The 24,016-nt window shown below is 67.7% G+C and carries 20 protein-coding genes; 4 read left to right on the plus strand and 16 right to left on the minus strand.

The features are described 5' to 3' along the window. The first annotated feature begins 19 nt into the window (after positions 1–19). Positions 20–1,576: a benzoate-CoA ligase family protein gene (locus CEY11_RS08280; protein ID WP_088602910.1), complete on the plus strand. Its 1,557-nt coding sequence runs from the start codon at positions 20–22 to the stop codon at positions 1,574–1,576. Then, positions 1,573–2,397, plus strand: a complete 825-nt coding sequence (locus CEY11_RS08285; protein ID WP_088602911.1) for an alpha/beta fold hydrolase — start codon at positions 1,573–1,575, stop codon at positions 2,395–2,397. The genes CEY11_RS08280 and CEY11_RS08285 overlap by 4 nt, the downstream gene beginning before the upstream one ends. Before the next feature lie 131 nt (positions 2,398–2,528). Here the strand turns inward: CEY11_RS08285 and CEY11_RS08290 are convergent, their stop codons facing one another. The 11 genes from CEY11_RS08290 to CEY11_RS08340 form a co-directional block, all read right to left on the minus strand. Beyond that, positions 2,529–3,506 (minus strand): Bug family tripartite tricarboxylate transporter substrate binding protein, encoded by a 978-nt coding sequence (locus tag CEY11_RS08290; RefSeq protein ID WP_408608108.1) that lies wholly within the window; start codon positions 3,504–3,506, stop codon positions 2,529–2,531. Positions 3,507–3,714: 208 nt separating this feature from the next. Then, positions 3,715–6,477 carry an aconitate hydratase AcnA gene (acnA, locus tag CEY11_RS08295; RefSeq protein WP_408608110.1) on the minus strand — a complete coding sequence of 921 codons (2,763 nt, stop codon included), beginning with the start codon at positions 6,475–6,477 and terminating at the stop codon, positions 3,715–3,717. Positions 6,478–6,602: 125 nt separating this feature from the next. Beyond that, the gene (locus tag CEY11_RS08300) at positions 6,603–7,487 is read right to left on the minus strand and encodes a LysR family transcriptional regulator (protein ID WP_088602914.1); all 885 of its coding nucleotides are present in this window, start codon (positions 7,485–7,487) and stop codon (positions 6,603–6,605) included. A 46-nt stretch (positions 7,488–7,533) separates the two neighbouring features. Next, entirely contained in the window at positions 7,534–8,553 is a 1,020-nt protein-coding gene (locus CEY11_RS08305; RefSeq protein WP_088602915.1) for an L-threonylcarbamoyladenylate synthase, read from the minus strand. Positions 8,554–8,566: 13 nt separating this feature from the next. Next, positions 8,567–9,748 carry a 5-(carboxyamino)imidazole ribonucleotide synthase gene (locus tag CEY11_RS08310; protein WP_088602916.1) on the minus strand — a complete coding sequence of 394 codons (1,182 nt, stop codon included), beginning with the start codon at positions 9,746–9,748 and terminating at the stop codon, positions 8,567–8,569. Continuing rightward, the gene (purE, locus tag CEY11_RS08315; protein ID WP_233154791.1) at positions 9,745–10,281 is read right to left on the minus strand and encodes a 5-(carboxyamino)imidazole ribonucleotide mutase; all 537 of its coding nucleotides are present in this window, start codon (positions 10,279–10,281) and stop codon (positions 9,745–9,747) included. The genes CEY11_RS08310 and purE overlap by 4 nt, the downstream gene beginning before the upstream one ends. Positions 10,282–10,293: 12 nt before the next feature. Next, a complete protein-coding gene (locus CEY11_RS08320) occupies positions 10,294–11,178 on the minus strand; it encodes a phosphoribosylaminoimidazolesuccinocarboxamide synthase (RefSeq protein WP_088602917.1) in 885 nt (294 codons plus the stop codon). Positions 11,179–11,296: 118 nt separating this feature from the next. Next, on the minus strand, positions 11,297–12,361 hold the full coding sequence (gene fba, locus CEY11_RS08325) for a class II fructose-bisphosphate aldolase (protein WP_088602918.1): 1,065 nt from the start codon (positions 12,359–12,361) through the stop codon (positions 11,297–11,299). Between the two features lie 225 nt (positions 12,362–12,586). Then, positions 12,587–13,222 (minus strand): molybdopterin adenylyltransferase, encoded by a 636-nt coding sequence (gene mog / locus CEY11_RS08330; protein WP_088602919.1) that lies wholly within the window; start codon positions 13,220–13,222, stop codon positions 12,587–12,589. A gap of 227 nt (positions 13,223–13,449) precedes the next feature. Next, positions 13,450–14,208 carry an SDR family oxidoreductase gene (locus CEY11_RS08335; RefSeq protein WP_088602920.1) on the minus strand — a complete coding sequence of 253 codons (759 nt, stop codon included), beginning with the start codon at positions 14,206–14,208 and terminating at the stop codon, positions 13,450–13,452. A 26-nt stretch (positions 14,209–14,234) separates the two neighbouring features. Beyond that, positions 14,235–15,668 carry an aldehyde dehydrogenase family protein gene (locus tag CEY11_RS08340; protein ID WP_088602921.1) on the minus strand — a complete coding sequence of 478 codons (1,434 nt, stop codon included), beginning with the start codon at positions 15,666–15,668 and terminating at the stop codon, positions 14,235–14,237. Between the two features lie 379 nt (positions 15,669–16,047). Between CEY11_RS08340 and CEY11_RS08345 the strand changes: the two genes are divergently transcribed. After that, entirely contained in the window at positions 16,048–16,875 is an 828-nt protein-coding gene (locus CEY11_RS08345; RefSeq protein ID WP_088602922.1) for an NAD-dependent epimerase/dehydratase family protein, read from the plus strand. 137 nt (positions 16,876–17,012) lie between these two features. Here CEY11_RS08345 and lpxO read toward each other — a convergent pair whose 3' ends face one another. The 4 genes from lpxO to tkt form a co-directional block, all read right to left on the minus strand. Next, positions 17,013–17,912 carry a lipid A hydroxylase LpxO gene (lpxO, locus tag CEY11_RS08350; RefSeq protein WP_088602923.1) on the minus strand — a complete coding sequence of 300 codons (900 nt, stop codon included), beginning with the start codon at positions 17,910–17,912 and terminating at the stop codon, positions 17,013–17,015. Positions 17,913–18,008: 96 nt separating this feature from the next. Beyond that, a complete protein-coding gene (locus CEY11_RS08355; RefSeq protein WP_088602924.1) occupies positions 18,009–19,205 on the minus strand; it encodes a phosphoglycerate kinase in 1,197 nt (398 codons plus the stop codon). A 94-nt stretch (positions 19,206–19,299) separates the two neighbouring features. Further along, a complete protein-coding gene (gene gap, locus CEY11_RS08360) occupies positions 19,300–20,313 on the minus strand; it encodes a type I glyceraldehyde-3-phosphate dehydrogenase (RefSeq protein ID WP_088602925.1) in 1,014 nt (337 codons plus the stop codon). Positions 20,314–20,328: 15 nt separating this feature from the next. After that, positions 20,329–22,374 (minus strand): transketolase, encoded by a 2,046-nt coding sequence (gene tkt / locus CEY11_RS08365; RefSeq protein WP_088602926.1) that lies wholly within the window; start codon positions 22,372–22,374, stop codon positions 20,329–20,331. A 363-nt stretch (positions 22,375–22,737) separates the two neighbouring features. Between tkt and CEY11_RS08370 the strand changes: the two genes are divergently transcribed. After that, a complete protein-coding gene (locus CEY11_RS08370; RefSeq protein ID WP_088602927.1) occupies positions 22,738–23,469 on the plus strand; it encodes a 16S rRNA (uracil(1498)-N(3))-methyltransferase in 732 nt (243 codons plus the stop codon). A gap of 8 nt (positions 23,470–23,477) precedes the next feature. Here CEY11_RS08370 and CEY11_RS08375 read toward each other — a convergent pair whose 3' ends face one another. Then, complete coding sequence (locus CEY11_RS08375) at positions 23,478–23,948, minus strand: barstar family protein (protein WP_088602928.1); 471 nt, start codon at positions 23,946–23,948, stop codon at positions 23,478–23,480. Between the last annotated feature and the right edge of the window lie 68 nt (positions 23,949–24,016).

A 24,016-nucleotide genomic window follows, 5' to 3' on the forward strand; every position in this document is an offset into this window, starting at 1 on the left:
CCGATCGAGCGAGACACACATGAATTCCTGCCCACGCCTACTCAATTTCGCCCAGTACCTGAGCGAAGTCAACGCCGTGCGCGCCGCCAAACCGGCCTATATAGACGGCCAGCGCACCCTGAGCTACGGCGAGCTGGCCGAGCGCAGCGCGCGCTTTGCCGGCCTGTTGCAGGAGCTGGGCCTGCGGCGCGAAGAACGCGCCCTGCTGCTGATGCACGACACCGTCGACTGGCCGGTCGCCTTCCTGGGCGCCCTGCACGCCGGGGTCGTGCCGGTGGCCGTCAATACCCTGCTGACGGCCGACGACTACGCCTATATGCTGGCGCACAGCCGCAGCCAGGCGGTGTTCGTGTCGGGCTCGCTGCTGCCGATCCTGCGCGAGGCGCTGCAGCGCGGCCCGCACGAGGTCAAGCACATCGTCGTCTCGGAACCCACCGAAGCCCTGCAGGCGCCCTGTATCGATTTCGAAAGCCGCGTACAGGCCGCGCAGCCGGTGCGGGCCGCCGATACCCATGCCGACGAGATCGCCTTCTGGCTGTACTCGTCAGGCTCTACCGGCCAGCCCAAGGGCGTGGTGCACTCGCACGGCAACCTCTGGTATACGGTAGAACTCTACGGCAAGCCCGTGTTGGGTGTGCGCGAAAGCGACGTGGTGTTCTCGGCGGCCAAGCTGTTCTTCGCCTATGGCCTGGGCAATGCGCTCAGCTTCCCGCTGGCGGTGGGCGCCACCGTGGTGCTGCTGCGCGGCCGGCCGACCCCGCAGGCAGTGTTCGAGAAACTGGTGGAATTCCAGCCCACGGTGTTCTGCGGCGTGCCCACGCTGTACGCCAGCATGCTGGCCGCGCCCGACCTGCCCACGCGCGAACAAGTGGCGATGCGGGTCTGCGCCTCGGCCGGCGAGGCCCTGCCCAAAGAGCTGGGCGAGCGCTACACGGCACAATTCGGCTGCTACATCCTGGACGGCATCGGCTCGACCGAAATGCTGCACATCTTTCTTTCCAACCGCAGCGACGACCTGCATTACGGCACCACCGGCAAGCCCGTGCCCGGCTACGAGGTGCAGCTGCGCGACGAGCTGGGCGCGCCCGTGGCCACCGGCAGCATCGGCGACCTGTACATCAAGGGGCCCAGCGCCGCCCTGATGTACTGGAACAATCGCGACAAGACACGCGCCACTTTCCTGGGCGAATGGCTCAAGAGCGGCGACAAATATATATGCGATGAGCAGGGCTACTATACTTATGCCGGCCGCAGCGACGACATGATCAAGGTCAGCGGCCAGTACGTCTCGCCCATCGAGGTCGAGAACGTGCTGGTGCAGCACGAGGCCGTGCTGGAAGCCGCCGTCATCGGCGTGGCGGACGCGCAGGGCCTGGTCAAGACCGTGGCCTACGTGGTGTTGCGCCCGGGCCAGGATGGCGGCGACGCCGTCAAGGCCGCGCTGCAGGCCCACGTCAAGCACAGCCTGGCGCCGTTCAAGTACCCGCGCCAGATCCATTTCACTGAAGAACTGCCGAAAACCGCGACAGGCAAGATCCAGCGCTTCCGCCTGCGCCAGATGGAAACCCAAGCATGACCGCAACCGCCGTTCCCGCCACCGCCAGCCGCAGCGAGCACGTGCGCATCCGCGCACTGGGCCGCGAACTGAGCATCGAGTACCAATGGATCGCCGCCGCGGATGCGGCCGCGCCGCTACTGGTGTTCCTGCACGAGGGGCTGGGCTCGGTGTCGATGTGGAAAGACTTCCCCGCCCGCGCCTGCGCCGCGCTGGGCTGCCGCGGCCTGGTGTTCTCGCGCTACGGCTATGGTTCGAGCACGCCGCGCCCCGAGGCCGAGCGCTGGCCGGTCAGCTATATGCATGCCCAGGCCGAAGAAGTGCTGCCCGCGCTGTTCGCGGCCCTGGGCCTGGCAGACGAAAAACCCATATTGTTCGGCCACAGCGACGGCGGTTCCATCGCCCTGCTGTATGCGGCCATGTACCCCGACGCCCCGCGCGCCATCGTCGTCGCGGCGCCGCACATCTTCGTCGAGGACATTTCGGTGTCCAGCATCGAACAGGCGCGCCAAGCGTATCTGAACACCGATCTGCCGGCCAAGCTGGGCCGCTACCACCAGGTACCCGATTCGGCCTTCTGGGGCTGGAACCACATCTGGCTGGATCCGGCCTTCCGCGCCTGGAACATCGAAGCATACCTGGACAAGATCCGCTGCCCGATACTGGCCGTGCAGGGTGAAGACGACGAATACGGCACCCTGGAACAGATCCGCGGCATCCAGCGCCTGGCGCCGCAGGCACGCCTGAGCATACTGCCCGACTGCCGGCATTCGCCGCACAAAGACCAGCCGGAAAAGCTGATCGCTGCCATGCGGGAATTCGTCGGCGGGCTGGGCGGGTAAGGCCCCGCCGCGCCCTGCGCAAGGCCACAGGGCGGCCCATTCCCGGGACGGCATATTACGCGGCAACGCGCACAAGCGAACGCAGCGAACGCAGCGAACGCAGATGGCCTGCCTCCGGCAGGCCATCTGGCTTATTCCGCGTGCATGTGCCCCGCCTTGACCACCTTGCCCAGACGCGTGTATTCGTCTTGGGTGAACTTGGTGAACTGGGCACGGTTGAAATCGCCCGGCTCGATGCTGGTCTTCTTCAGGGTATCCAGCACCTCGGGGGCCTTGGCCGCCTTCAGAATGGCCGCATTCATTTTGTCGAGGATGTCAGCCGGCGTGCCGGTGGGCGCGAACATCCCTTCCCAGTGGCCGATGCGGATGTTGGGGAAGCCTTCTTCGGCTGCGGTCGGAATGTCCGGCGCGCTGGCCAGGCGGCCGCCCCAGGTGGTGGCCAGCGCCTTGAGCTTGCCGCCCTTGACCAGCGGCAGGGTCACGATACTGGCCTCGGACGTCATGTCGACCTGGCCGCCGATGACGGCCGCGACGCCTTCCGAGCCGCTTTTATACGAAATCATCTGGATCGGCAGGCCGGTTTCCTGCTTGACCATGGCGCCGACGAAGTCCGGTGTGCTGCCCACGCCCGCGCGCGAGAAAGTGATGCGGCTGACGTGGTTCTTCTTGGCGTTGGCGACGAATTCCTTCAAGCCATGCGCGGGATTGGAAGGATTGGTGACGATGACGGAAGGCGCCACGCCCATCAGGCCCACGGGTGTGAGCTGGTCGTCTTTATAGGGCTGATCGGAGCGTATCTGGCTGTTGGTGACGATGCCGTTGCCCGCCACCAGGAAGGTATAGCCGTCGGGTTTGGCGCGCGCCACGTGCGCCGAACCCACCACGCCGCCGGCGCCGGGCCGGTTCTCGACGATGATGCTCTGGTGCAGGTCTTTGCCTATCTGCTTAGCGAAGACGCGCGTGATCAGGTCGATCCCGCCGCCCGGCGAGAACGGCACGACAATGGTAACGGGCCGATCGGGCCAGGCCGCGGCCTGGGCGCCCAGCGGAGCGAGCCCGGCCGCTACCCCGGCCGCGACCAAGGTCTTCAGCATCTTTCTTCTTTGCATATTCTTCTCCTGAGTTTTGGATAATGAGAGACTGCATGTAGCGTCCGCCAGGCCCTCCCGTTGCCAGCCTGCGGACGTATTCAAACCCTGTATCGGTTCGCCCAGCGGCGGCACGCCCAGCCGCCCGCCCGGCGCGTATTCCGGTGCCGGAACCGCGCCTGATCTCGCAGGCGCCGGGCTAAAACCGATGATCCGGCCAACCCGGGCATCAAGCGGAGGCCGCCGGCGCGCCGGCGGACACCAGCACGCCGGCAACGTAAGGCAGGATGCCGCCGGCGCGGTACCAGGCAATTTCACGCGGAATGTCGAGCCGGCATATCAGTTCTATACAGGTCGATTCTCCGTTGTCGCGGCGGATTTCGCAAGACAGCGCCTGGCGCGGTTGCAGCGAGGCCCAGGGCCCGGTGACGGTAAAGGTCTCGCTGCCGTCCAGCCCGAGATCGGCGGCGCGAGTGCCGGGCGGCAGCTGCAGCGGCAGCACCCCCATGCCCACCAGGTTGGAACGATGGATACGCTCGAAAGACTCGGCGATCACCGCGCGCACGCCCAGCAGGCGCGTGCCCTTGGCAGCCCAGTCGCGCGACGAGCCGGTGCCGTATTCGCCGCCCGCCACTACCACCAGCGGCACGCCCTCGGCGCGGTAGCGTTCGGCGGCCTGGTAGACGGGCAGGATCCCGCCATCGGGCTCGTGGCGCGTCCAGCCGCCCTCGCGCCCACCGGCCATGGCGTTGCGCAGGCGTGGGTTGTCAAAAGTGCCCCGCATCATGACTTCGTGATTGCCGCGCCGCGTCAGCAGCGTGTTGAAGTCGGCCGGCTCGACCCCCAGTCCGGCCAGGTAATCGCCCGCCACGGTGCCGGAGCGGATGGCATGCACGGGGGAAATATGGTCGGTGGTGATGCTGTCGCCCAGCAGGGCCAGCGGCCGCGCGCCGACAATATCGCCCTGGCCGATGCCGGGCTCGCCATTGTCGAGCTCGAAATACGGCGGCCTGCGGATATAGGTGCTGTGCTCGTCCCAGTCGTAATGCATGCCGCGCGGCGCCTGCAGGGCCTGCCAGCGCTGCTCGCCGCGGTCGGAATCGGCATAGCGGCGCCGGTACAGCGTGGCGCTGATGTGCTCGCGCATCACCGTCTCGATCTCGGCCTCGTCCGGCCAGACCTCGGACAGCCACACCGGCCTGCCGTCGCGGCCGAGCGCCAGCGGCATGCGCGTCAAGTCGATGCCTATGGATCCGGCGCAAGCATAAGCCACGACCAGCGCCGGCGAGCACAGGAAGTTGGCGCGCACCAGCGCATGCGTGCGGCCCTCGAAATTGCGGTTGCCCGACAGCACGGAAGCCACCACCAGATCCGATTCTTCGATCTGCGCGGCCACCTCCGGCGCCAACGGCCCCGACGCGCCGGCGCAAGTCATGCAGCCATAGCCCACCAGTTGGAAGCCCAGCGCGTCCAGATCCTGTTTGAGCCCCGCCGCCTCCAGGTAGTCCATGACCACTCGCGAGCCGGGCGCCAGCGAAGTCTTGACCCAGGGCCGGACGCCGACGCCCCGCTGGCGCAGCTTGCGCGCCAGCAGTCCGGCCCCCACCATGGCCTGCGGATTGGAGGTATTGGTGCAGCTGGTAATGGCCGCCAGCACGATGTCGCCGTGCTGCAAGTGGCGCGGCGGCGCATCGGGGACATCGGCGCGCAGCGGCTCTGTGGGCGGCTGCCAGCCCTGCAGCCGTTCGGCATAGGCCTCGGCAAAACGCTGCGGCGCGCCGCCCAGGTCGACGCGATCCTGCGGGCGGCTCGGGCCGGCCATCGACGGGCGCACCGCGCCCAGGTCGAATTCCATGCGCTCGCTGTAGACGATCGCCTCGCCGTCGGCAGGACGCCACAGGCCCTGTGCATGGGCATAGGCGCGCACCAGCTCGATCTGCTCAGCGCTGCGGCCGGTGGCCTGCAAATAATCGATCGTGGCCTGGTCGACCGGGAAGAAGCACATGGTGGCGCCCGATTCCGGGGCCATATTGGATATGGTGGCGCGGTGCGACAGGGGCAAGTGATCCAGGCCGTCGCCGTAGTATTCGACGAACTTGCCGACCAGCTTGCGCCGGCGCAGCGCTTCGGTAAGCGTGAGCACGATGTCGGTGCTGGTCACGCCCGCCTGCGGCCTGCCGGTGATGCGGCAGCCCACTACTTCGGGCAGCAGCATGGAAATCGGCTGCCCCAGCATGGCCGCGCCAGCTTCGATGCCGCCCACGCCCCAGCCCAGGACGCCGATGCCGTTGACCATGGGCGTATGGCTGTCCAGGCCGACCAGCGTGTCGGGATACGCCATGGCTCGGCCACCGGCCCCGGGGCCCGTCCAGACGACACGGGCCAGGTGTTCCACATTCACTTGGTGGGCAATGCCCATCGATGGCGGAATCACCCGCAGATTGGCGAACGAACCCTGCGCCCATTTGAGAAAGGTATAGCGCTCGGCGTTGCGGCGGTATTCCAGCGCCAGGTTCAGGTCGTAGGCCTGGTCGCTGCCCGCGTACTCGGTGATGCAGGAATGGTCGACGACCACGTCCACGGGAATCATCGGATTCACGTGGGCCGGGTCGCCGCCGGCGGCGCTTACTGCCTCGCGCATGGCAGCCAGGTCGCCCAGCAGGGGAATGCCCGATGCATCGGGCATCAGCACCCGGGCGGGATGGAAGCTGATTTCCTGGTCGCTGGATCCCTGCACCAGCCAGTCGCGCAGCGCCTGCAGATCGTGTTCGTCGCCCGGCTCGCGGCAGCGCAGACTGTTCTCCAGGAGAATGCGCAGAGTGACCGGCAGGCGAAATGCCTGGATCAGCCCGGCCCGCTGCGCGGCGCGCAGGCTGATGAAATGATATCGCTGGCCGCCCGCATCGAGGCTTTCAAGCAGATCGGCGGGCGCGCCGGCGGCATTGCGGGTAGTTGTAGCGGTAGAGATAGCGAGCCTCCGTGAAAATCGAATACCCGATTCCTGGTACGGATCGGGCTCTTTGATTTTATGGGTCTCGACGCTCCATCATATAAAAGCTGTCAGGCCATATTCCATAAGGATTACTTATAGAATTGGCGCTGCGGCGGCAAACCGGCTCAGACCGCGTCCAGCAGCGCCGCGAACTCGGACGCCAGGGACGGCCGCAACTGCGGCGCCCAGGCCATGCGTATTTCGAAGCGCGGCAGATCCGCGCCATCGCTGATGTCCAGCACCCGCACGTCCTGGTGCAGGACACGCCGCACGGAGGCCGGCAGCAGGCAGACGCCCAGGCCGGCCGCCACGCAAGCCAGCGCCGTAGTGGAACGCTCGACCTCCTGCACCACGCGCCCTTCGCCTCCGGCCCTGCGCATCGCCGCCAATATGCGCATGCGCAGAAACGGCAGGTTGCGCTCGGGAAACCAGATCAGCCCGGCGCGGGCGATCTCCGCCAGGCTGACCTTGCCGTCGCGCCCTATCGAAAGGCTGGCGGGAACCACCGCCACCATGGGCTCGCGGCTGACGACTTTTTCGCGCATGCGCCCCGTCAGCGACACCGGTGTGTGCAGCAGCGCGACGTCGATGGTGCCGTGCGCCAGCGCCTGAGCCTGCGACAGATTGCCCATTTCGCGCAGCACGATCTCTACCCCCGGGCGCCGCGCGCGGAACGCGCACAGGGCTCGCGGCAGCACGGTGTGCGTGGCCAGCGTGACGAAGCCTATGGTCAGCCGGCCGGCCAGCCCCGCGGCCACCGCCTTGGCGCGCAGCGCGGCCGCATCGGCGCGAGCCAGGCTCTCGCGCATGTCGTCGATGATCGCCAGGCCGGCGGCAGTCAGATCCGCCCCGGCGCGCGAACGCACCAGCAGCTGCACGCCGAGGTCGCGCTCCAGCTTGTTGATGACCTGCGTCAGGGCCGGCTGCGACACATCCAGGTACTCGGCCGCCTTGGTCAGGCTGCCCAGATCCGCTACCGCCAGGAAGTAGCGCATGTGGCGATTTTCCATGGGACTCCTCGAGGCTGCGCCAGGCCGCTTCAGCCGCCGATTCGCGTCACTCGAACGCCGCGGCGGCCCGGCCGATACGGTCGTTGACCGCGCGCCAGGCCGGCAGGGACGGCGGGCGCTCGAGCACGATGCAATCGTAGCCGCCTTCATCGAGGCGGCGCAGCAGCGCGTACAGATCCCGGGCGTAAGCGGCGGGATCCTGGGAGGCGCCGTGCCAGTCGACTTGCGGGCGCGCGGCATGCGCCGCGGCATCGAATACCACCGCCGCGACCTTGGTGCCGCCATCGGCACAGACTTGCAGGCAGCGATCCAGGTCGGCCGTGGCCACCAGCCGCAGCGGCGTACGCGGCGCATAGTGCGCCTTCAGCGACCCCGACACGCGCGGCGCCGCGGCATCGGGGCTGCCGATGGGTTCTCCCAGCACTTCGGCCATTTGCGCCGCGGATATATGGCCCGGGCGCAACAGCACCGGCCCGACTCCCTGCGCCAGGCGCGACAGATCGACGATGGTGGATTCGATGCCGACTTCCGCAGGGCCGCCTTCCAGCACCAGCAGGCGATCGGGGCCCAGTTCTGCGAATTCCGCCCGCACGTGCTCGGCGCGCGTGGGCGAGACCTGGCCGAACTTGTTGGCCGACGGGCCGGCCACCCCACCCTGGCCGCCCGGCTTGAGCGCGGCGAAACGGCGCAGCAGCGCCTGGGCCACGGGATGCGAAGGACAGCGCAGGCCGACGCTGTCCTGGCCGCCGCTGACGGCGGCCGGCACGTGCGCGGCGCGCGGCAGGATCAGGGTCAGCGGGCCGGGCCAGAATGCCTGTATCAGGGCGCGCGCCTGCGCCGGAATTTCGCGGGCCCAATACGACAAGTCGGCCTCGGGCGCCACGTGCACGATCACGGGATGGCTGGACGGCCGGCCCTTGGCGGCGTAGATGCGCGCGATGGCCTCGGGGTTCTCGGCGTCGCCCCCCAGCCCATACACGGTCTCGGTGGGGAAGGCCACCAGGCCGCCCTCGGCCAGCCGCCGCGCGGCGGCGTCCAGGGCATGGCTCATGTCGGTATCGCTCATGCCGCGCCCGCTGCTACTCGGCACGATCAAAAGGAATGTTCAAGGCCGCGGCCACGTCGGCGGCCGCTTGGCGTACCGAGTCCAGCGTAGGCGCGACCACGTTGACGTGCCCCATCTTGCGGCCGCGCCGCGCCTCGGCCTTGCCGTACAGGTGCAGCGAGGCGCCGGGCACGGCCAGCACCGCCGCCCAGTCGGGCTCGCGGCGCGCGCCGCCGGCCGGGTCGAACCAGACGTCGCCCAGGATGTTCAGCATGATGGCCGGGCAAAGACTGTCGGTGCTGCCCAGGGGCAGGCCGGCCATGACGCGGGCCTGCTGCTCGAACTGGCTGGTGACGCAGGCATTCATGGTGTAGTGGCCGCTGTTGTGGGGACGCGGCGCGATCTCGTTGGCCAGCAGCCGGCCGTCCTGCAGCACGAAGAATTCCACGCACAGCACGCCGTGGTAGTCGAGCCCCTCGGCGATGACCTGCGCGGCCTGCGCGGCATTGCGCTGCAGCTCGGCCTGCTGCGCGTCGAGCTGCGTGGGCACGGTGGACACCGCCAATATGCCCTCGCGGTGTTCGTTCCAGGCCGAGGGATACACCGCGCAGCGGCCGTCGTAGCCGCGCGCCAGCACCACCGACAATTCGGCCCGCAGCGGCATCAGGGCCTCGAGCACGCAGGCGACGCCGCCGAGATCGGCGTAGGCTTGCCGCGCCTCTTGCCTGCTGGCGACCCGCGCCTGGCCTTTGCCGTCGTAGCCCAGGCGGGCCGCCTTGAGAATGCCGGGGAACAGCTCGGGGGCGGCCGCATCGATATCCGCGGCGCCATGGATCTCGGCATACGGCGCCAAGGGCACGCCGGCGCCGGCTATGAAGGCCTTCTCGCGGATCCGATCCTGCACGATGGCCACGGCCGACCCGGCCGGGGCGACGCGCGCATCGCGCGCCAAGGCATCGAGGCTTTGCGCCGGAACATTTTCGAATTCGGTGGACACTGCCTGGCAGCGTGCACCCAGCTGCGCCAGCCCGGCCGGATCGTCGTAGGCCGCACGGATGTGCAGGTCGGCCACGACCCCGGCAGGACTGCCCTCGGCCGGATCCAGCACCGCCACCTTGTAGCCCAGGCTTTGCGCGGCCTGGCAGAACATGCGTCCGAGCTGCCCGCCACCCACCATGCCCAGCCAGTTGCCGGGCGCAATCAAAGGATATGTCATAGCGTCACGTGCGGAGGCACGGTCATGGCTTGCGCCGCCTGGGTCTGGCGCGCGCGGAATTCTTCCAGCTTGCGGCGCAGCCCGGCATCGGTAGTGGCCAGGCAGGCCACCACGTGCAGCGCGGCGTTGGCGGCGCCGGCCTCGCCGATGGCGAAGGTGGCCACCGGCACGCCCTTGGGCATCTGCACGATGGAATACAAAGAATCTTCGCCGCGCAGGTACTTGGAAGGCACCGGCACGCCGTAGACGGGCACCGGCGTGAAGGCGGCCACCATGCCGGGCAGGTGCGCCGCACCGCCGGCGCCGGCGATGATGGCGCGCAGGCCGCGGCCGGCCGCGCCGGAGCCGTATTCGGCCATTTGCTGCGGCATGCGGTGGGCGGACACCACTCGCAATTCGTGCGGCACGCCGAACTCTTCCAGTATGGCCGCCGCGTGCTGCATGACCTCCCAGTCGCTGGACGAGCCCATGATCACGCCCACCAGCGGACTGGCGGAAACGGCAGTGGGAGTATCGATAGTGAATTCAGCCATGCGTGCCTCCGGTCATGCGCCGATCAGGCGCGTCATCGCCTCGCGGTACTTGGCGGCGGTCTTTTCCAGTACGTCGGCCGGCAGGCGCGGCGCCGGCGGCGTCTTGTCCCAGGTCTGTGTCTCGAGCCAGTCGCGCACGAACTGCTTGTCGAACGACGGCGGGCTGATGCCTTCGGCATATTGGTCGGCCGGCCAGAAGCGCGAGGAGTCGGGCGTCAGCACTTCGTCCATCAGGTACAGGCCGCCCTGCTCGTCCAGGCCGAACTCGAACTTGGTGTCGGCGATGATGATGCCCTTGCCGCGGGCGTATTCGGCGGCTTCGCCGTACAACGCCAGCGTGATGTCGCGGATGCGGCCGGCCAGTTCGGCGCCGACTTCGCGTACCACGTGGTCGAAGTCGACGTTCTCGTCATGGGTGCCGAATTCCGCCTTGGCGGCGGGGGTGAAGATGGGTTCGGGCAGCCGTGCGGCCTGGCGCAGGCCCGCCGGCAGCGCGACGCCGCAGATGGCGCCGCTGGCCTGATAGTCTTTCCAGCCGGAACCTATCAGGTAGCCGCGCGCCACGGCCTCGACCAGTATCGGCTTGAGCCGCTTGACCACCATGGCGCGGCCGCGCACCTGGTCGCGCTCGCCCGGGGCGACGACGTCTTCGGGCGCGATGCCGGTGGAATGGTTGGGCAGCACGTGGCCCAGCCGGCCCAGCCAGAACTCGGTCAGCGCGGTCAGCACCTGCCCCTTGCCGGGGATGGGGTCGTCGAGTATGACGTCGAAGGCCGAGATGCGGTCGGAGGCCACGATGAGCAGCTTGTCGTCGCCCACCGCGTACATGTCGCGCACCTTGCCGCGGCCCAGCAAAGGTAGGGATTCGATCGTCGATTGATGGAGAGCCTGCACCACGATATGTCCTTGGAATGAAAGCGCCGCGCCCGACCTGCGTCGGGCGCTGAAAATATTGGACTCGCCAGGCCCGGCACAGCCCGCGGGGCCGCGCCGATCCCGACGGGGCGGCTTTTGCTTACTGCACCACCTGGGCCAGCTTGCCCGAGGCGTAGCGCTGCGCCATGTCGGACAGCGGCACGGGTTGGATCTTGCTGGCGTTGCCGGCGGTGCCGAACTGCTCGTAGCGCTGCTTGCAGACCAGCTTGGCAGCCTGGCGCGCCGGCTTGAGGTATTCGCGCGGGTCGAACTTGGCGGGGCTTTCGGCCATGAAGCGGCGGATCGCGCCCGTCATCGCCAGGCGGATGTCGGTGTCGATGTTGACCTTGCGCACGCCGAACTTGATGGCTTCCTGAATTTCCTCGACGGGCACGCCGTAGGTTTCCTTCATGTCGCCGCCGAATTCGCGGATCTCGGCCAGCAAATCTTGAGGCACGCTGGAGCTGCCGTGCATCACCAGGTGCGTATTGGGCAGGCGCCGGTGGATTTCCTTGATGCGCGAGATCGACAGGATGTCGCCGGTGGGCTTGCGCGTGAACTTGTAGGCGCCGTGGCTGGTGCCGATGGCGATGGCCAGCGCGTCGAGCTGGGTATGGCGCACGAAATCGGCGGCCTGCTCGGGGTCGGTCAACAGCTGTTCGCGGGTCATGGTGCCCTCGGCGCCGTGGCCGTCTTCCTTGTCGCCCTTCATGGTTTCGAGCGAGCCCAGGCAGCCCAGCTCGCCCTCGACCGTGACGCCCAGCTTGTGGGCCATGTCCACCACCTTGCCGGTGACGCCGAGGTTGTATTCATAGTCGGCGATGGTCTTGCCGTCTTCCTTGAGCGAGCCGTCCATCATCACACTGGAGAAGCCCAGCTCGATGGCGCCCTTGCACACGACCGGGGACTGGCCGTGGTCTTGGTGCATGACCACCGGGATGTGCGGGTAGGATTCCACCGCCGCCTGGATCAGGTACTTCAAGAAGCCTTCGCCGGCGTACTTGCGGGCGCCTGCCGAGGCCTGCATGATGACCGGGCTGTTGGTTTCATCGGCCGCTTCCATGATAGCCTGAACCTGCTCGAGGTTATTGACGTTGAACGCGGGAATACCATAGCCGTGCTCCGCCGCATGATCGAGCAGCTGACGCATGGATACCAGGGCCATGACGGCACCTCCTGAATACTGATTGAACGGGAATAGCCGCCATTTTACGGGGGAACGGGATTCGCTGCTCGGCGCCGGGCCCTTGGGTTACGACTGGATACCAGGCCGGAGTCCGCGCCCCGCTGCCGGGCGCTGTGGCGTTGTATACCCGCCGCCCGATTCAATAAGGCTCAAGCCAAGGCTTACGCCAGGCGCACAGGGCGTCGCCAGCTACGCCGTGCCGGCCTAGCGCCGCGCCGACTTGGGCCGGAAGGCCTTGAGCACTTCCGGACGCGTCTCGATATACGGGCCGCCGATCAGGTCTATGCAGTACGGCACCGCCGCGAATATACCCGGCACCAAAGGCTTGCCGGCCTCGTCCTTGAGGCCTTCCAGGGTCTCCCGGACGGCCTTGGGCTGGCCCGGCAGGTTGATGATCAGCGCCGCGTGGCTGCCGGTGTCGCGGATCACCGCCACCTGGCGCGAGAGGATGGCGGTGGGCACGAAACGCAGGCTGATCTGGCGCATCTGCTCGCCAAAGCCCGGCATTTCGCGGGTGGCCACGTCCAGCGTGGCCTCGGGGGTCACGTCGCGCCGCGCCGGGCCGGTGCCGCCGGTGGTCAAGACCAGGTCGCAGCCGACGCTGTCGACCAGTTCGACCAGCGTGGCGGCGATCAGCGGCCGCTCGTCCGGAATCAGGCGCGTGGCGCACTGGCAGGATCCCACCAGCGCCGACTCGAGCCAGCCCTGCAAGGCCGGCAGGCCCTCGTCCTGGTAGACGCCGCTGGATGCGCGGTCGGACACCGACACCAGCCCGACCAGCAATTCGTCGGGATGGCGGCGCACCAGCGGCGCCGCGGCTGAACCTAGAACAGCAGGCATGATTTTCCCTTCAGATCTTTAGCTTGTACACACCGGCGGAAGCGTTGAGCACGCCCCGCCATCCCATAAACGCCGCCAGACAGTTGCCATCACACCGTCGCCGCTACGCAGTCGCCGCAGCACAGTTACCACCATGCAGGTGCCACCACACAGTCCCGCAACGCCGCCACATGCGTTTATCGCAACATCGCCGCAGCAATGCGCCTGCCGCCACTGCGGCAAATCCTTTACACGCAGCGGCCGCCGTCGACCTCCAGGCAGGCGCCTGTGACGAAAGAGGCTTCGTCCGACGCGAAGTACAGCGCCGCGTTGGCGATGTCCTGCGGGGTGGAAAAGCGGCCCAGGGGGATGCCGGCCAGGAAGCGCTCGCGGTTGGCGGGCGTGTCGGGCATGCCCATGAAATCTTCCACCAGGCCGGTGGCGCCGATGACCGGGTTGACGCAATTGACGCGGATATTGTCCTTGCCGAGCTCGGCGGCCATGGCCTTGCTGGCGGTGACCACGGCGCCTTTGGTGCTGTTGTACCAGACCAGGCCGGGCCGCGGGCGGACGGCCGCCGTCGAAGCAATGTTGACGAAGCAGCCGCCGCCCTGCTGGCGGAAATAGGGAACCATGTGCCGGGCCGTCCAGTAGATGCTCTTGACGTTGACGCTGAACACCTTGTCGAATTCCTGCTCGGTGATTTCCAGCAGCGGCTTGTTGCGGTGCGTGGTGCCGGCATTGTTGACCACGCAATGCAGCTCGCCGTAGGCGTCCAGCGTGGCCCGCAGCATGGCTTCGACGCTGGCGCCGTCAGCCACGTTGGCCGCAACGAAATGCGCCTGGCCGCCGGCCGCGCGGATCTGCTCGGTAACGGCCCGGCCGTGTTCTTCGTGAATATCGGCCACCATCACGCGTGCGCCTTCGCGCGCAAAGGTCTGGGCAATGCCTGCGCCGAACCCCGAGCCCGCGCCTGTGACGATGGCGACTTTACCTGCAAGACGCATGTTCTGTTCTCCTGCCGTTATTCCATTCAATGCTTGATGGCAATGGTCTTGAGCGTGGTGAAGCCGTACAGGGCCTCGAAACCCTTCTCGCGCCCGTAGCCCGACTGGCCGGTGCCGCCGAAGGGCAGCTCGACGCCGCCGCCGGCGCCGTAGTTATTGACGAACACCTGGCCCGAACGCAGCTTGTGCGCCAGGCGCAGCTGGCGCGCGCCGTCCTGCGTCCAGACGCCGGCCACCAGGCCGTAGCGCGTGCCATTGGCCAGGCGCACCGCGTCGGCCTCGTGCTCGAAGGGAATGGCGGCCAGCACCGGGCCGAAGATTTCTTCCTGCCCCAGCCGGTGCTCGGCGGGCACGTGCGTCAGCAGCACCGGCGGCTGGTAGAAGCCCGCGGCCGGCGCAGATTCCAGCAAGGTGCCGCGCGCCGCGACCTGGATGCCGTCGCGGTCGGCCAGTTCCAGATAGCCGCGCACGCGCTCGAGCTGGCGGGCGCTGATCAGCGGCCCGCAGTCCAGGTTTTCCGAGGCCGGGCCGGTGCGAGTGCAGGCAAACAGCTCGGCCAGGCGATCCATCAGCGTGGAATACAGCGGACGCTGCACCAGCAGGCGGCTGCCGGCCGAGCAGGTCTGGCCGGCGTTCTGCACGATGGCACTGAGTAACACCGGCAGTGCGGCGTCGATGTCGGCGTCGGCGAACACGATTTGCGGCGACTTGCCGCCCAGTTCCAGCGTGACGGGCGCGAAATGCGCCGCGGCGGCCTGCGCCACCTGCATGCCCGTCTGCGGCGAACCCGTGAACGAAATGTGGTCGATGCCGGGGTGCGCCGCCAGGGCCGCACCGGCTTCGGCACCCAGGCCGGTACATATGTTCAGCGCACCGTCGGGCAGCCCGACTTCCTGGGCGATGCGCGCCACTTCCAGCAGCGAGATGCAGGCGTCCTCGGCAGGCTTGACGACGCAGGCATTGCCCACCGCCAGCGCAGCGCCGACACTGCGGCCGAAGATCTGCAAGGGATAGTTCCACGGAATGATGTGGCCCGTGACGCCATGCGGCTCGCGCACGGTCAATACGGTGTAGTCCTGCGCGCTGGGCAAAGTGGCGCCGTGCAGCTTGTCGGCGGCGCCGCCGTAGAACTCGAAATAGCGGGCGACGGCCGCGGCGTCGGCGCGGCCCTGCTTGAGCGGCTTGCCGGTGTCGCGCGATTCGAGCTGCGCCAGGTGTTCCTGCTGGTCGAGCAGCGCGCTTGCCAGGCGCAGCAGCAGGCGGCTGCGCTGAGCCGGCGCCATGCGGCCCCAGGCACCTTCACGCGCGGCGCGGGCGGCGGCCACGGCGGCATCGATATCGGCCGCGCCGGAACGCGCCATGATGTCGAAGGGCTGCCCGTCGGAAGGATCGATCACCGGCAGGGTTTCGCCGCTGAGGGCTGACACCCAGCGGTTGGCAATGAAGTTCTGGTAGCTCATTACGGATCTCTGGTTGGGCAGTTGGACGCGGCCCACGCGGCGCGCCCGGAACAGCTCGAGCCGCGTAGGTCGAGCCGCGTAGCTCGGGCCGCGCGGGCCGGGCCGCATAGGTCGCACCACGTAAGCCGGGACGCGCAGGCCGGGCAGTGCAGGCGGCCGCCCGACCCGGCCTCGGGAGGAGCGGCCGCCATGCCCGCCGACAGGCCATCGGCCTACACCCAGGCCTGGCCGGCACGGCCACGAGCCGGGATATCGGGGCGGCTTAGAATGGAGTTTATCAGTATTGGAAACCACGATTCAGGCCTGCTTGCGGGCGAATCACAAGGGACGCGGCCCGCCCGGGCGGGCAGGCCCATCGCAAGCCGGGAGGAACAGATCGATGACAAGGCGGCGCGTGCTGCTGGCCGGCGCGGGCGACTTGTGCCTGCGCACCGGCCGGCTGCTGCGGGAACAGGGCGACGAGGTGTGGGCGCTGCGGCGCCGGCCGCCGGCGCACGACTCCACCGGGCTGCGCTGGCTGGCGGGCGACCTGGCCCGGCCGCTGCGCGGCCTGCCCCCGGGCATTACACACGTGGTGTATGCGCCGGCGCCGGACGCACGCGACGAGCGGGCCTACCGCGCGGTGTTCGAACACGGCCCACGCAACCTGCTCGCCGCGCTCGATCGCGCGGCGCTGCAGCGCTTCGTGTTCATATCTTCGAGCGCGGTGTACGGCGACCACGGCGGCGCCTGGGTGGACGAGGACACGCCGGCACGCCCGGCGGCCTTCAACGGCCGCATACTGCTGGAGGCCGAAACCTGGCTGCGGGAAGAGCTGGGCTGCGCAGCCAGCCTGCGGCTGGCCGGGTTGTACGGCCCCGGCCGCGTGGCCTTGCTGCGCCGCATAGCCGACGGCGCGGCGCGGGTGCCGCGCGGCGCGGGGCATTGGGCGAATCGCTTCCACATCGACGACGCGGCACGGGCTGTGGCGCATGTGCTGGGCCTGCAGCACGCCCGGCAATGCTACATCGGCGCCGACGACACGCCGCACCTGATAGAAGATCTGTACGACGCCCTGGCGCGCATGCTGGGGGCGCCGCAGCCCCCGTACGGCCCGCCGGGCGGAGAGACAGGCAGCAAAAGGCTAGGCAACGCCCGCCTGCGCGCCAGCGGCTTCGTACCGGCGTGGCCGGACGCGGTGCTGGGCTACAAGTCGCTAATTGGCTAATGCGCATCTGCAATCAAAAATATAAGAATTCATACAAGGGATTCTTATCTCTTTGAAAGCGGATTGGTATAAAGCCCTGCCGAGGCCCGCGGGCCTCGCGGCGGCCAACGAAACGCCGCTGGGAAACACGGCCCCGATCAGTGCCAGAAGATCGCCAGCAGGATGACGGCGAAGATGGCCCACTTGACAGCGTAGTAGACGTTGCGGTTCCAGGCCTTGAGGCGCTTGCCGACGCGGCGTACGGCGTACAGGTACTTGAAGGCACGGTTCAGGCCGCCGGTGCGGTCGCCGATTTCGTTGGGCGAAGCGGCGGCGCGCATCAGGAAGCCGCCGATGGCATTATTGACGGCCTGGGCCCAGCGGTACTTCATGGGCCGATCGATGTCGCAGAACAGGATGATGCGGTCTTGCTCGGTCTTGTTGGCGGCGTAATGCAGATAGGTTTCGTCGAACACCACGTCCTGGCCGTCGCGCCACGAGTATTGCTCGCCATCCACGAAAATAGCGCAGCCGTCGTCGTTGGGCGTGGCCAGCCCCAGGTGGTAGCGCAGCGAGCCCGCGTAGGGGTCGCGGTGCAGGCCCAGCTTGCCGCCCGGCGGCAGCTGGGCGAACATGGCGGCCTTCACCGAAGGCAGGCGATTGAGGATCTCCAGCGTGCGCGGGCAGTATTGCGCCGCGGAAGGATGCGGGTTGTCATACCATTTCAGGTAGAAACGCCGCCAGCCATTGCGGAAGAAGGAATTGAAGCCTATGTCATTGTACTGCTGGGCCGCCTGGATGCGGCTGGCTTCGCGCAAGGCCAGCGCCTCTGCACGTATGGTCTGCCACTCGCCGCGCAGCACGTCCAGGTCGGGAAACAGCGCAGGCTGCAGGTAGGGTGTGGAAGGCACGCTCGAAAACGCATACACGAAGCAGTTCAGGGGCGACATGAAAGTGGAATGATCCGACAGCTGCCGGAAGAAGCCATGCCTGACCTTGCCGCGGCGGTGCGTGTAGACCGCGCAGACCACGAACAGCAACAACACTATCCAGCGCATAGGGCCACTCCCGCCCGCAGAGACATTCAAATAAATAAAGCGGCAGTATTATAGCCCGCGGCCCCAGCCGGCCGCCATGAGCCAAGCGAACGGACACTACCCCGCGGCGCGCGCCTTCAGCGCCTCTACGGCCGGCAGAGGCTTGCCCTCGAGGAATTCCAGGAAGGCGCCTCCGCCCGTGGAGATATAGCCCATCTTGTCGGCGATATGGAACTTGGCGATGGCCGCCAAGGTGTCGCCGCCTCCGGCAATCGAGAAGGCCGGGGAATCGGCCACCGCGCGGGCCACGCCCTGCGTGCCGCCGGCAAAGGCCTCGAATTCGAACACCCCTACCGGGCCGTTCCAGACGATGGTTCCGGCCTGCGCCAGAATCGCCGCCAGCTGCACGGTGGTGCGCGGGCCTATGTCCAGGATCATGTCGTCCTCGGCCACCTCGGCGGCCTCTTTGACGGCGGGCACGGCGTCGGCGCCGAAGTTCTTGGCGCACACCACGTCCACCGGAATGGGCACCTCGGCGCCGCGCGCCTTCATCAGATCGATCACGGCGCGGGCCTGGTCGAGCTGCTCGGGCTCGGCCAGCGACTTGCCGATTTTCAGGCCGGCGGCCAGCATGAAGGTATTGGCGATGCCGCCGCCCACCACCAATTTATCCACCTTGGCGGCCAGGGCCTGCAGGATGGACAGCTTGGTGGACACCTTGGAGCCGCCGACGATGGCAACCAGCGGGCGGCGTGGCTCCAGCAGCGCGCGGCCCAGGGCATCGAGCTCGGCCTCGAGCAAGGGGCCGGCACAAGCCACCGGAGCGTAGTGCGCAATGCCCTCGGTGGTGGCCTCGGCGCGGTGCGCGGTGCCGAAGGCATCATTCACGTAGACGTCGCACAGCGCGGCCATCTTGCGCGCCAGGGCGGGGTCGTTCTTTTTCTCGCCGACGTTGCAGCGGCAGTTTTCCAGCAGCACCACCTGGCCGGGCTGCACCTGCACGCCGTCGACCCAATCGCGCAGCAGCGCCACCGGCTGGTCGAGCAGGCGCGACAGGCGCGCGGCAACGGGCTCGAGGCTGTCGGCGGGGGTCAGCACGCCCTCTTTCGGGCGCCCCAAATGCGAGGTGACCATCACCGCAGCGCCGGCGTCCAGCGCCATGCGCATCGCCGGCACCGAAGCGCGTATACGGGTGTCTTCGGTGATTTCACCGGCCTCGTCAAAGGGCACGTTCAGGTCGGAGCGTATGAACACGCGCTTGCCTGCCAGGGCGCCGGCGCGCGCCAGGGAACTGAGGGTTTGGACTGTAGACATGGATGTGGGGTGGCCAGATCGGAATTGGAATGTGCGCGGAAAATATGCGCGGGGCGGGTTGCCCCGCCCCGCGCACATCGGTAATGACGGCGGATCAGCGCGCCGACATGAGCGCGACCGTAGTGTCGAGCATGCGGTTGGAGAAGCCCCATTCGTTGTCGTACCAGGACGACACCTTGACCAGCGAGCCCGAAACCTTGGTAAGGGTGGCGTCGAAAGTGCTGGAAGCGGGGTTGTGGTTGAAGTCGACCGAAACCAGGGGTTCCGTGTTGTATTCCAGGATGCCCTTGAGCGGCCCGGATTCCGACGCGGCCTTGAGTATGCCGTTGACTTCGTCGACCGAGGTCTCGCGCGCGGCCACGAACGACAGGTCGACGATGGACACGTTGATGGTCGGGACGCGGATGGCGTAGCCATCGAGCTTGCCGTTGAGCTCGGGCAGCACCAGGCCGACCGCGGCGGCGGCGCCGGTCTTGGTGGGGATCATGCTCATGGTGGCCGAACGGGCGCGGCGCAGATCCTGGTGATAGACGTCGGTCAGAACCTGGTCATTGGTATAGGAGTGCACGGTGGTCATGAGGCCGCTGAGTATGCCCAGCTTCTGGTGCAGGGGCTGTACCAGCGGCGCCAGGCAGTTGGTGGTGCACGAGGCGTTGGAAATGACTGTGTCGCTGGCCTTGAGCACGCCGTGGTTCACGCCGTAGACGATGGTGGCATCCACGTCCTTGCCGCCGGGGGCAGAGATAATGACTTTCTTGGCGCCGCCCTTCAGGTGCGCGCCGGCCTTTTCCTTGGTGGCGAAGAAGCCGGTGCATTCGAGCACGACGTCCACGCCCAGCTCGCCCCAGGGCAGCTCGGCGGGGTTGCGGTTGGCCAGCACGCGGATCTTGTCGCCATTGACTACCATGTATTCGCCATCTACCGACACCTTGCCCGGGAAACGCCCGTGGGCGGTGTCGTACTGCGTCAGGTGCGCGTTGGTCTTGGGATCCCCGAGGTCGTTGATGGCGACGATCTCGATGTCGTGCTTTTTACCGTCCTCGTAGTGGGCGCGCAAAATATTGCGACCAATACGCCCGTACCCATTGATCGCTACCCGTATCGTCATTGCAATTCTCCTGTTTTATAAAACTTGCTCGACCGCTGCCGCGACATGCTCGGCCGTAATGCCGAAATACTTGAACAGGACACCGCCGGGCGCCGATTCGCCGTAGGTATCCAGGCCCACCACCTTGCCGTGCAGGCCGACATATTTGTACCAGCCGGCAGTGACGCCGGCTTCCACTGCCACGCGCGGCAACCCGTCGGGCAGCACGGCGGCGCGCCATTGCTCGTCTTGCGCATCGAACACTTGGGTGCAGGGCATGGATACCACCCGCACCGCGATGCCTTTGGCTGCCAGCTGTTCCTGCGCCGCCAGGGCCACCGAGACTTCGGAGCCGGTGGCAATGATGGCCGCGCGCGGCTGCGCCGCGTCGCGCAGCACATAGCCGCCGCGGGCGATCGCCTGGACGGTCGGTTCGTCGCGCTGCACGAAAGGCAGGTTCTGGCGCGACAACAGCAGCGCGCTGGGGCCGCCGTCGTGCACCGCCATGCCGATGCTGGCCGGACGCCGCAGCGCCGCGGCCCAGGCCACCGCGGTCTCGGTGGTGTCGCAGGGGCGCCATACGTGCAGATTGGGGATCAGGCGCAGGCTGGCCGCGTGCTCGACCGACTGGTGCGTGGGGCCGTCTTCGCCCAGGCCGATGGAATCGTGGGTGAACACATGCACCACGCGCTGCTTCATCAGCGCCGACATGCGCAAGGCATTGCGCGAATAATCGGAGAAGGTCAGGAAGGTGCCGCCGAAAGGCAGGTAGCCGCCGTGCAGGGCCACGCCGTTCATGATGGCGGCCATGCCGAATTCGCGCACCCCGTAATGGATGTAGCGGCCGGGCTGCAGGCTTTCCGAGCCGACCATTACCGGCGCCCCGCCCTTCCAGTCGGTAAGGTTCGAGCCGGTCAGGTCGGCCGAGCCGCCCAGCATCTCGGGCACCGCCGGGGCGAAGGCCTGGATGGCGAGCTGCGAGGCCTTGCGAGTGGCGACCGTCTCGCCCTTGGCGGCGGTTGCGGCAATGAAGGCGCGCGCCTGCTCGTCGAAACCGGCGGGCAGCTCGCCCGCCATGCGGCGCAGGAGCTCGGCAGCCTGTTCCGGGAAGGCGGCGGCATAGGCATCGAAACGATGCTGCCATTCGGCCTGCAACTCGCCCCCGCGCGGACGGCAGTCCCAGCCCCGGTAGACGTGCTCGGGAATCTCGAAAGGCGGCCAGGCCCAGCCCAGCGCCTTGCGGGTGGCCGCGACCTCTTCTTCGCCCAGCGGCGAGCCGTGCACTTTTTCGGTGCCGGCCTTGTGCGGCGAGCCCTTGCCTATGACAGTGCGGCAGCAGATCAGGGTGGGGCCGCCGCCCTCGGCGGACATGCGCTTGGCGCGTTCAATGGCCGCCTCGACCGCCGCCGCGTCATTGCCGTCGATCGGCGGAATCACGTGCCAGCCATAGCCTTCGAAGCGCTTGACGGTATCGTCGCGGAACCAGCCGTCGACCTCGCCGTCGATGGAAATGCCGTTGTCGTCATAGAACACGATCAGCTTGGAAAGCCCGAGCGTGCCCGCCAGCGAGCAGGCCTCGTGCGAAATGCCTTCCATCAGGCAGCCGTCGCCGCAGATGGCATAGGTGTGGTGGTCGACCACCGTATGGCCGGGCCGGTTGAACTCCATGGCCAGCAGGGCCTCGGCCAGCGCCAGGCCCACGGCATTGGCCAGGCCCTGGCCCAGCGGGCCGGTAGTGGTTTCGACGCCAGGAGTCAGGCCCACTTCGGGGTGGCCGGGCGTGCGGGAATGCAGCTGGCGGAAATTCTTCAGCTCTTCCATGGGCAGGTCATAGCCGCTCAGGTGCAGCACGGCGTACAGCAGCATGGAGGCATGCCCATTGGACAGCACGAAACGGTCGCGGTCGAGCCAGGCCGGATCGGCGGGATTATGGCGCAGATGACGCGTCCAGAGCACCTGGGCGACTTCGGCCAGCCCCATGGGAGCCCCCGGGTGGCCCGAATTGGCTTTCTGAACCGCGTCCATGGCCAGCACGCGGATAGCATTGGCCAGAGAAGCATCGTGGACTGAAGGTAGGTTCATGAAGAACTCGCAAGGCGCGGCCCCATTCGGGGAAACCGCCGGGCCGATCGCCGCAACAGGGTTTGCAAAGGCTTGGATTTTACCATCCGGCATCGCGCCCCCCTTGCGCGCGGATACATTCGATTGCCTGGTATTGCAGGCGCTTGCACGAGTTTGCCGCCAGGGGCGCTGTGCCTGCGGCAAAAAGCCGCGGCCTGTTCTCCACGACAGCAGGGCGTGCTACCTTATTGTGCCGGCCCCTTTCATTTTCTTCATTTCCGGCCCCAGTCATTCCGGCTTTTATTATCATTGCCGGCTCACGCCAGTGCCGGCCCGCCTGTCGCCGGCATTGCCCGGCCGGCTCTCTAGCGCACCCGCACGACCATGGCTACGCCCCGCTTCTATTGCCCCGCCGGCCTCGCCGCGGGCCAGACCATCGAATTGCCGCAGGCGCTCGCGCACCATGCCTTGCGCGTGCTGCGGCTGCGCGACGGCGCGGCCATCGCGCTGTTCGACGGGCGCGGCGGCGAATACCCGGCCACGCTGCACGCCACGGGCAAGGGCGCCAGCGCGCTGCTGGGGGCGCACGATGCGCGCGAAGCCGAGCTGGCGGGCGAAATCACGCTGCTGCAGGGTATTGCCGCCGGCGACAAGATGGACTGGATCATAGAAAAAGCGGTGGAACTCGGCGTGCGGCGGCTGGTGCCGGTGGCGGCCCGGCGCAGTGTGCTGCAGCTGAGCGGTGCGCGCCTGGAAAAGCGCCGGCAGCACTGGGAACGCGTGGCGCAGTCGGCCAGCGAGCAGTGCGGGCGCAACCGCCTCATGCAGATCGCTGCGCCGGCCGGCCTGGCCGACTGCCTGCGCGGCCTCGATGAGTCCGGCCTGGCCCTGTTCTGCCATCCCGAGGCGCCGCAAAGCCTGGCGCAGGCGCTACGGCCCGGCACGCGGCGCCTGGCGCTGCTGGTCGGGCCGGAAGGCGGCTGGGCGGAAGACGAACTGGAACTGGCGCGCGGCCACGGGCTGCAGGCGGTGCGCCACGGCGCGCGCGTGCTGCGTACCGAGACCGCCGGACTGGCGCTGGTGGCTGCCGCCAGCGCCCTGCTGGGCTGGGACTGAACCTCTTCTTATTCGTGTTCGCGGTTGCCGGCGTACGGCGTGGGCGCCACGCCCGGTTCGGGGTCGGGATGCTTGCCGGCATGCTCGATGGCGTAGGCGAAATAGCGCCCGTTGTCGGCCGCGAATTCCACCGTGTCGGCGCACACGCTTTCGATGGCGGCGGCATCGGCGGCCAGCGCCGGATCGCCCGAATGCAGCTTGTGCAGCCACAGCACCATGCCCACCTTCTGATCCTGCAGCGTGTCGCACAGACAATCGGACAGCGCATCCAGGTTGCTGCCGAAATATTCGGGGAAGTCGACGGCCTTGGCGATGGCCCGCAACACGGCCGAACAGCTGCGCGCGCGGTCGCAGTCGACGAAGAACAGCGTCATCCCCAAAGCCTGGGCCGCCTCTGCCGCCTCTTGCCGGCCGATGGAGGAGATGTCGAGCAAACCACCTTTTTGCAGACTCTTCTGCAGCGACTGTGCCTGGGCCATGTCAGCCTCCGCAGGGCCGCCCAAAGGAGGCTGAAGCCCCCTTGGGTGATGAGTTCGGACATAGCACA

It is taken from the genome of Candidimonas nitroreducens, assembly GCF_002209565.1.
GTDB classification, from domain to species: Bacteria; Pseudomonadota; Gammaproteobacteria; order Burkholderiales; family Burkholderiaceae_B; genus Candidimonas; species Candidimonas nitroreducens.

Bases quoted from the DNA above. Each gene is read 5' to 3' on its own strand.
- CEY11_RS08355 (WP_088602924.1), bottom strand. From the start codon at position 19,205: ATGTCTACAGTCCAAACCCTCAGTTCCCTGGCGCGCGCCGGCGCCCTG.
- purE (WP_233154791.1), bottom strand. From the start codon at position 10,281: ATGGCTGAATTCACTATCGATACTCCCACTGCCGTTTCCGCCAGTCCG.
- tkt (WP_088602926.1), bottom strand. From the start codon at position 22,374: ATGAACCTACCTTCAGTCCACGATGCTTCTCTGGCCAATGCTATCCGC.
- CEY11_RS08375 (WP_088602928.1), bottom strand. From the start codon at position 23,948: ATGGCCCAGGCACAGTCGCTGCAGAAGAGTCTGCAAAAAGGTGGTTTG.
- CEY11_RS08335 (WP_088602920.1), bottom strand. From the start codon at position 14,208: ATGCGTCTTGCAGGTAAAGTCGCCATCGTCACAGGCGCGGGCTCGGGG.
- CEY11_RS08345 (WP_088602922.1), top strand. From the start codon at position 16,048: ATGACAAGGCGGCGCGTGCTGCTGGCCGGCGCGGGCGACTTGTGCCTG.
- CEY11_RS08340 (WP_088602921.1), bottom strand. From the start codon at position 15,668: ATGAGCTACCAGAACTTCATTGCCAACCGCTGGGTGTCAGCCCTCAGC.
- CEY11_RS08305 (WP_088602915.1), bottom strand. From the start codon at position 8,553: ATGAGCGATACCGACATGAGCCATGCCCTGGACGCCGCCGCGCGGCGG.
- fba (WP_088602918.1), bottom strand. From the start codon at position 12,361: ATGGCCCTGGTATCCATGCGTCAGCTGCTCGATCATGCGGCGGAGCAC.
- CEY11_RS08290 (WP_408608108.1), bottom strand. From the start codon at position 3,506: ATGCAAAGAAGAAAGATGCTGAAGACCTTGGTCGCGGCCGGGGTAGCG.
- mog (WP_088602919.1), bottom strand. From the start codon at position 13,222: ATGCCTGCTGTTCTAGGTTCAGCCGCGGCGCCGCTGGTGCGCCGCCAT.
- gap (WP_088602925.1), bottom strand. From the start codon at position 20,313: ATGACGATACGGGTAGCGATCAATGGGTACGGGCGTATTGGTCGCAAT.
- CEY11_RS08310 (WP_088602916.1), bottom strand. From the start codon at position 9,748: ATGACATATCCTTTGATTGCGCCCGGCAACTGGCTGGGCATGGTGGGT.
- CEY11_RS08300 (WP_088602914.1), bottom strand. From the start codon at position 7,487: ATGGAAAATCGCCACATGCGCTACTTCCTGGCGGTAGCGGATCTGGGC.
- CEY11_RS08285 (WP_088602911.1), top strand. From the start codon at position 1,573: ATGACCGCAACCGCCGTTCCCGCCACCGCCAGCCGCAGCGAGCACGTG.
- lpxO (WP_088602923.1), bottom strand. From the start codon at position 17,912: ATGCGCTGGATAGTGTTGTTGCTGTTCGTGGTCTGCGCGGTCTACACG.
- CEY11_RS08370 (WP_088602927.1), top strand. From the start codon at position 22,738: ATGGCTACGCCCCGCTTCTATTGCCCCGCCGGCCTCGCCGCGGGCCAG.
- CEY11_RS08280 (WP_088602910.1), top strand. From the start codon at position 20: ATGAATTCCTGCCCACGCCTACTCAATTTCGCCCAGTACCTGAGCGAA.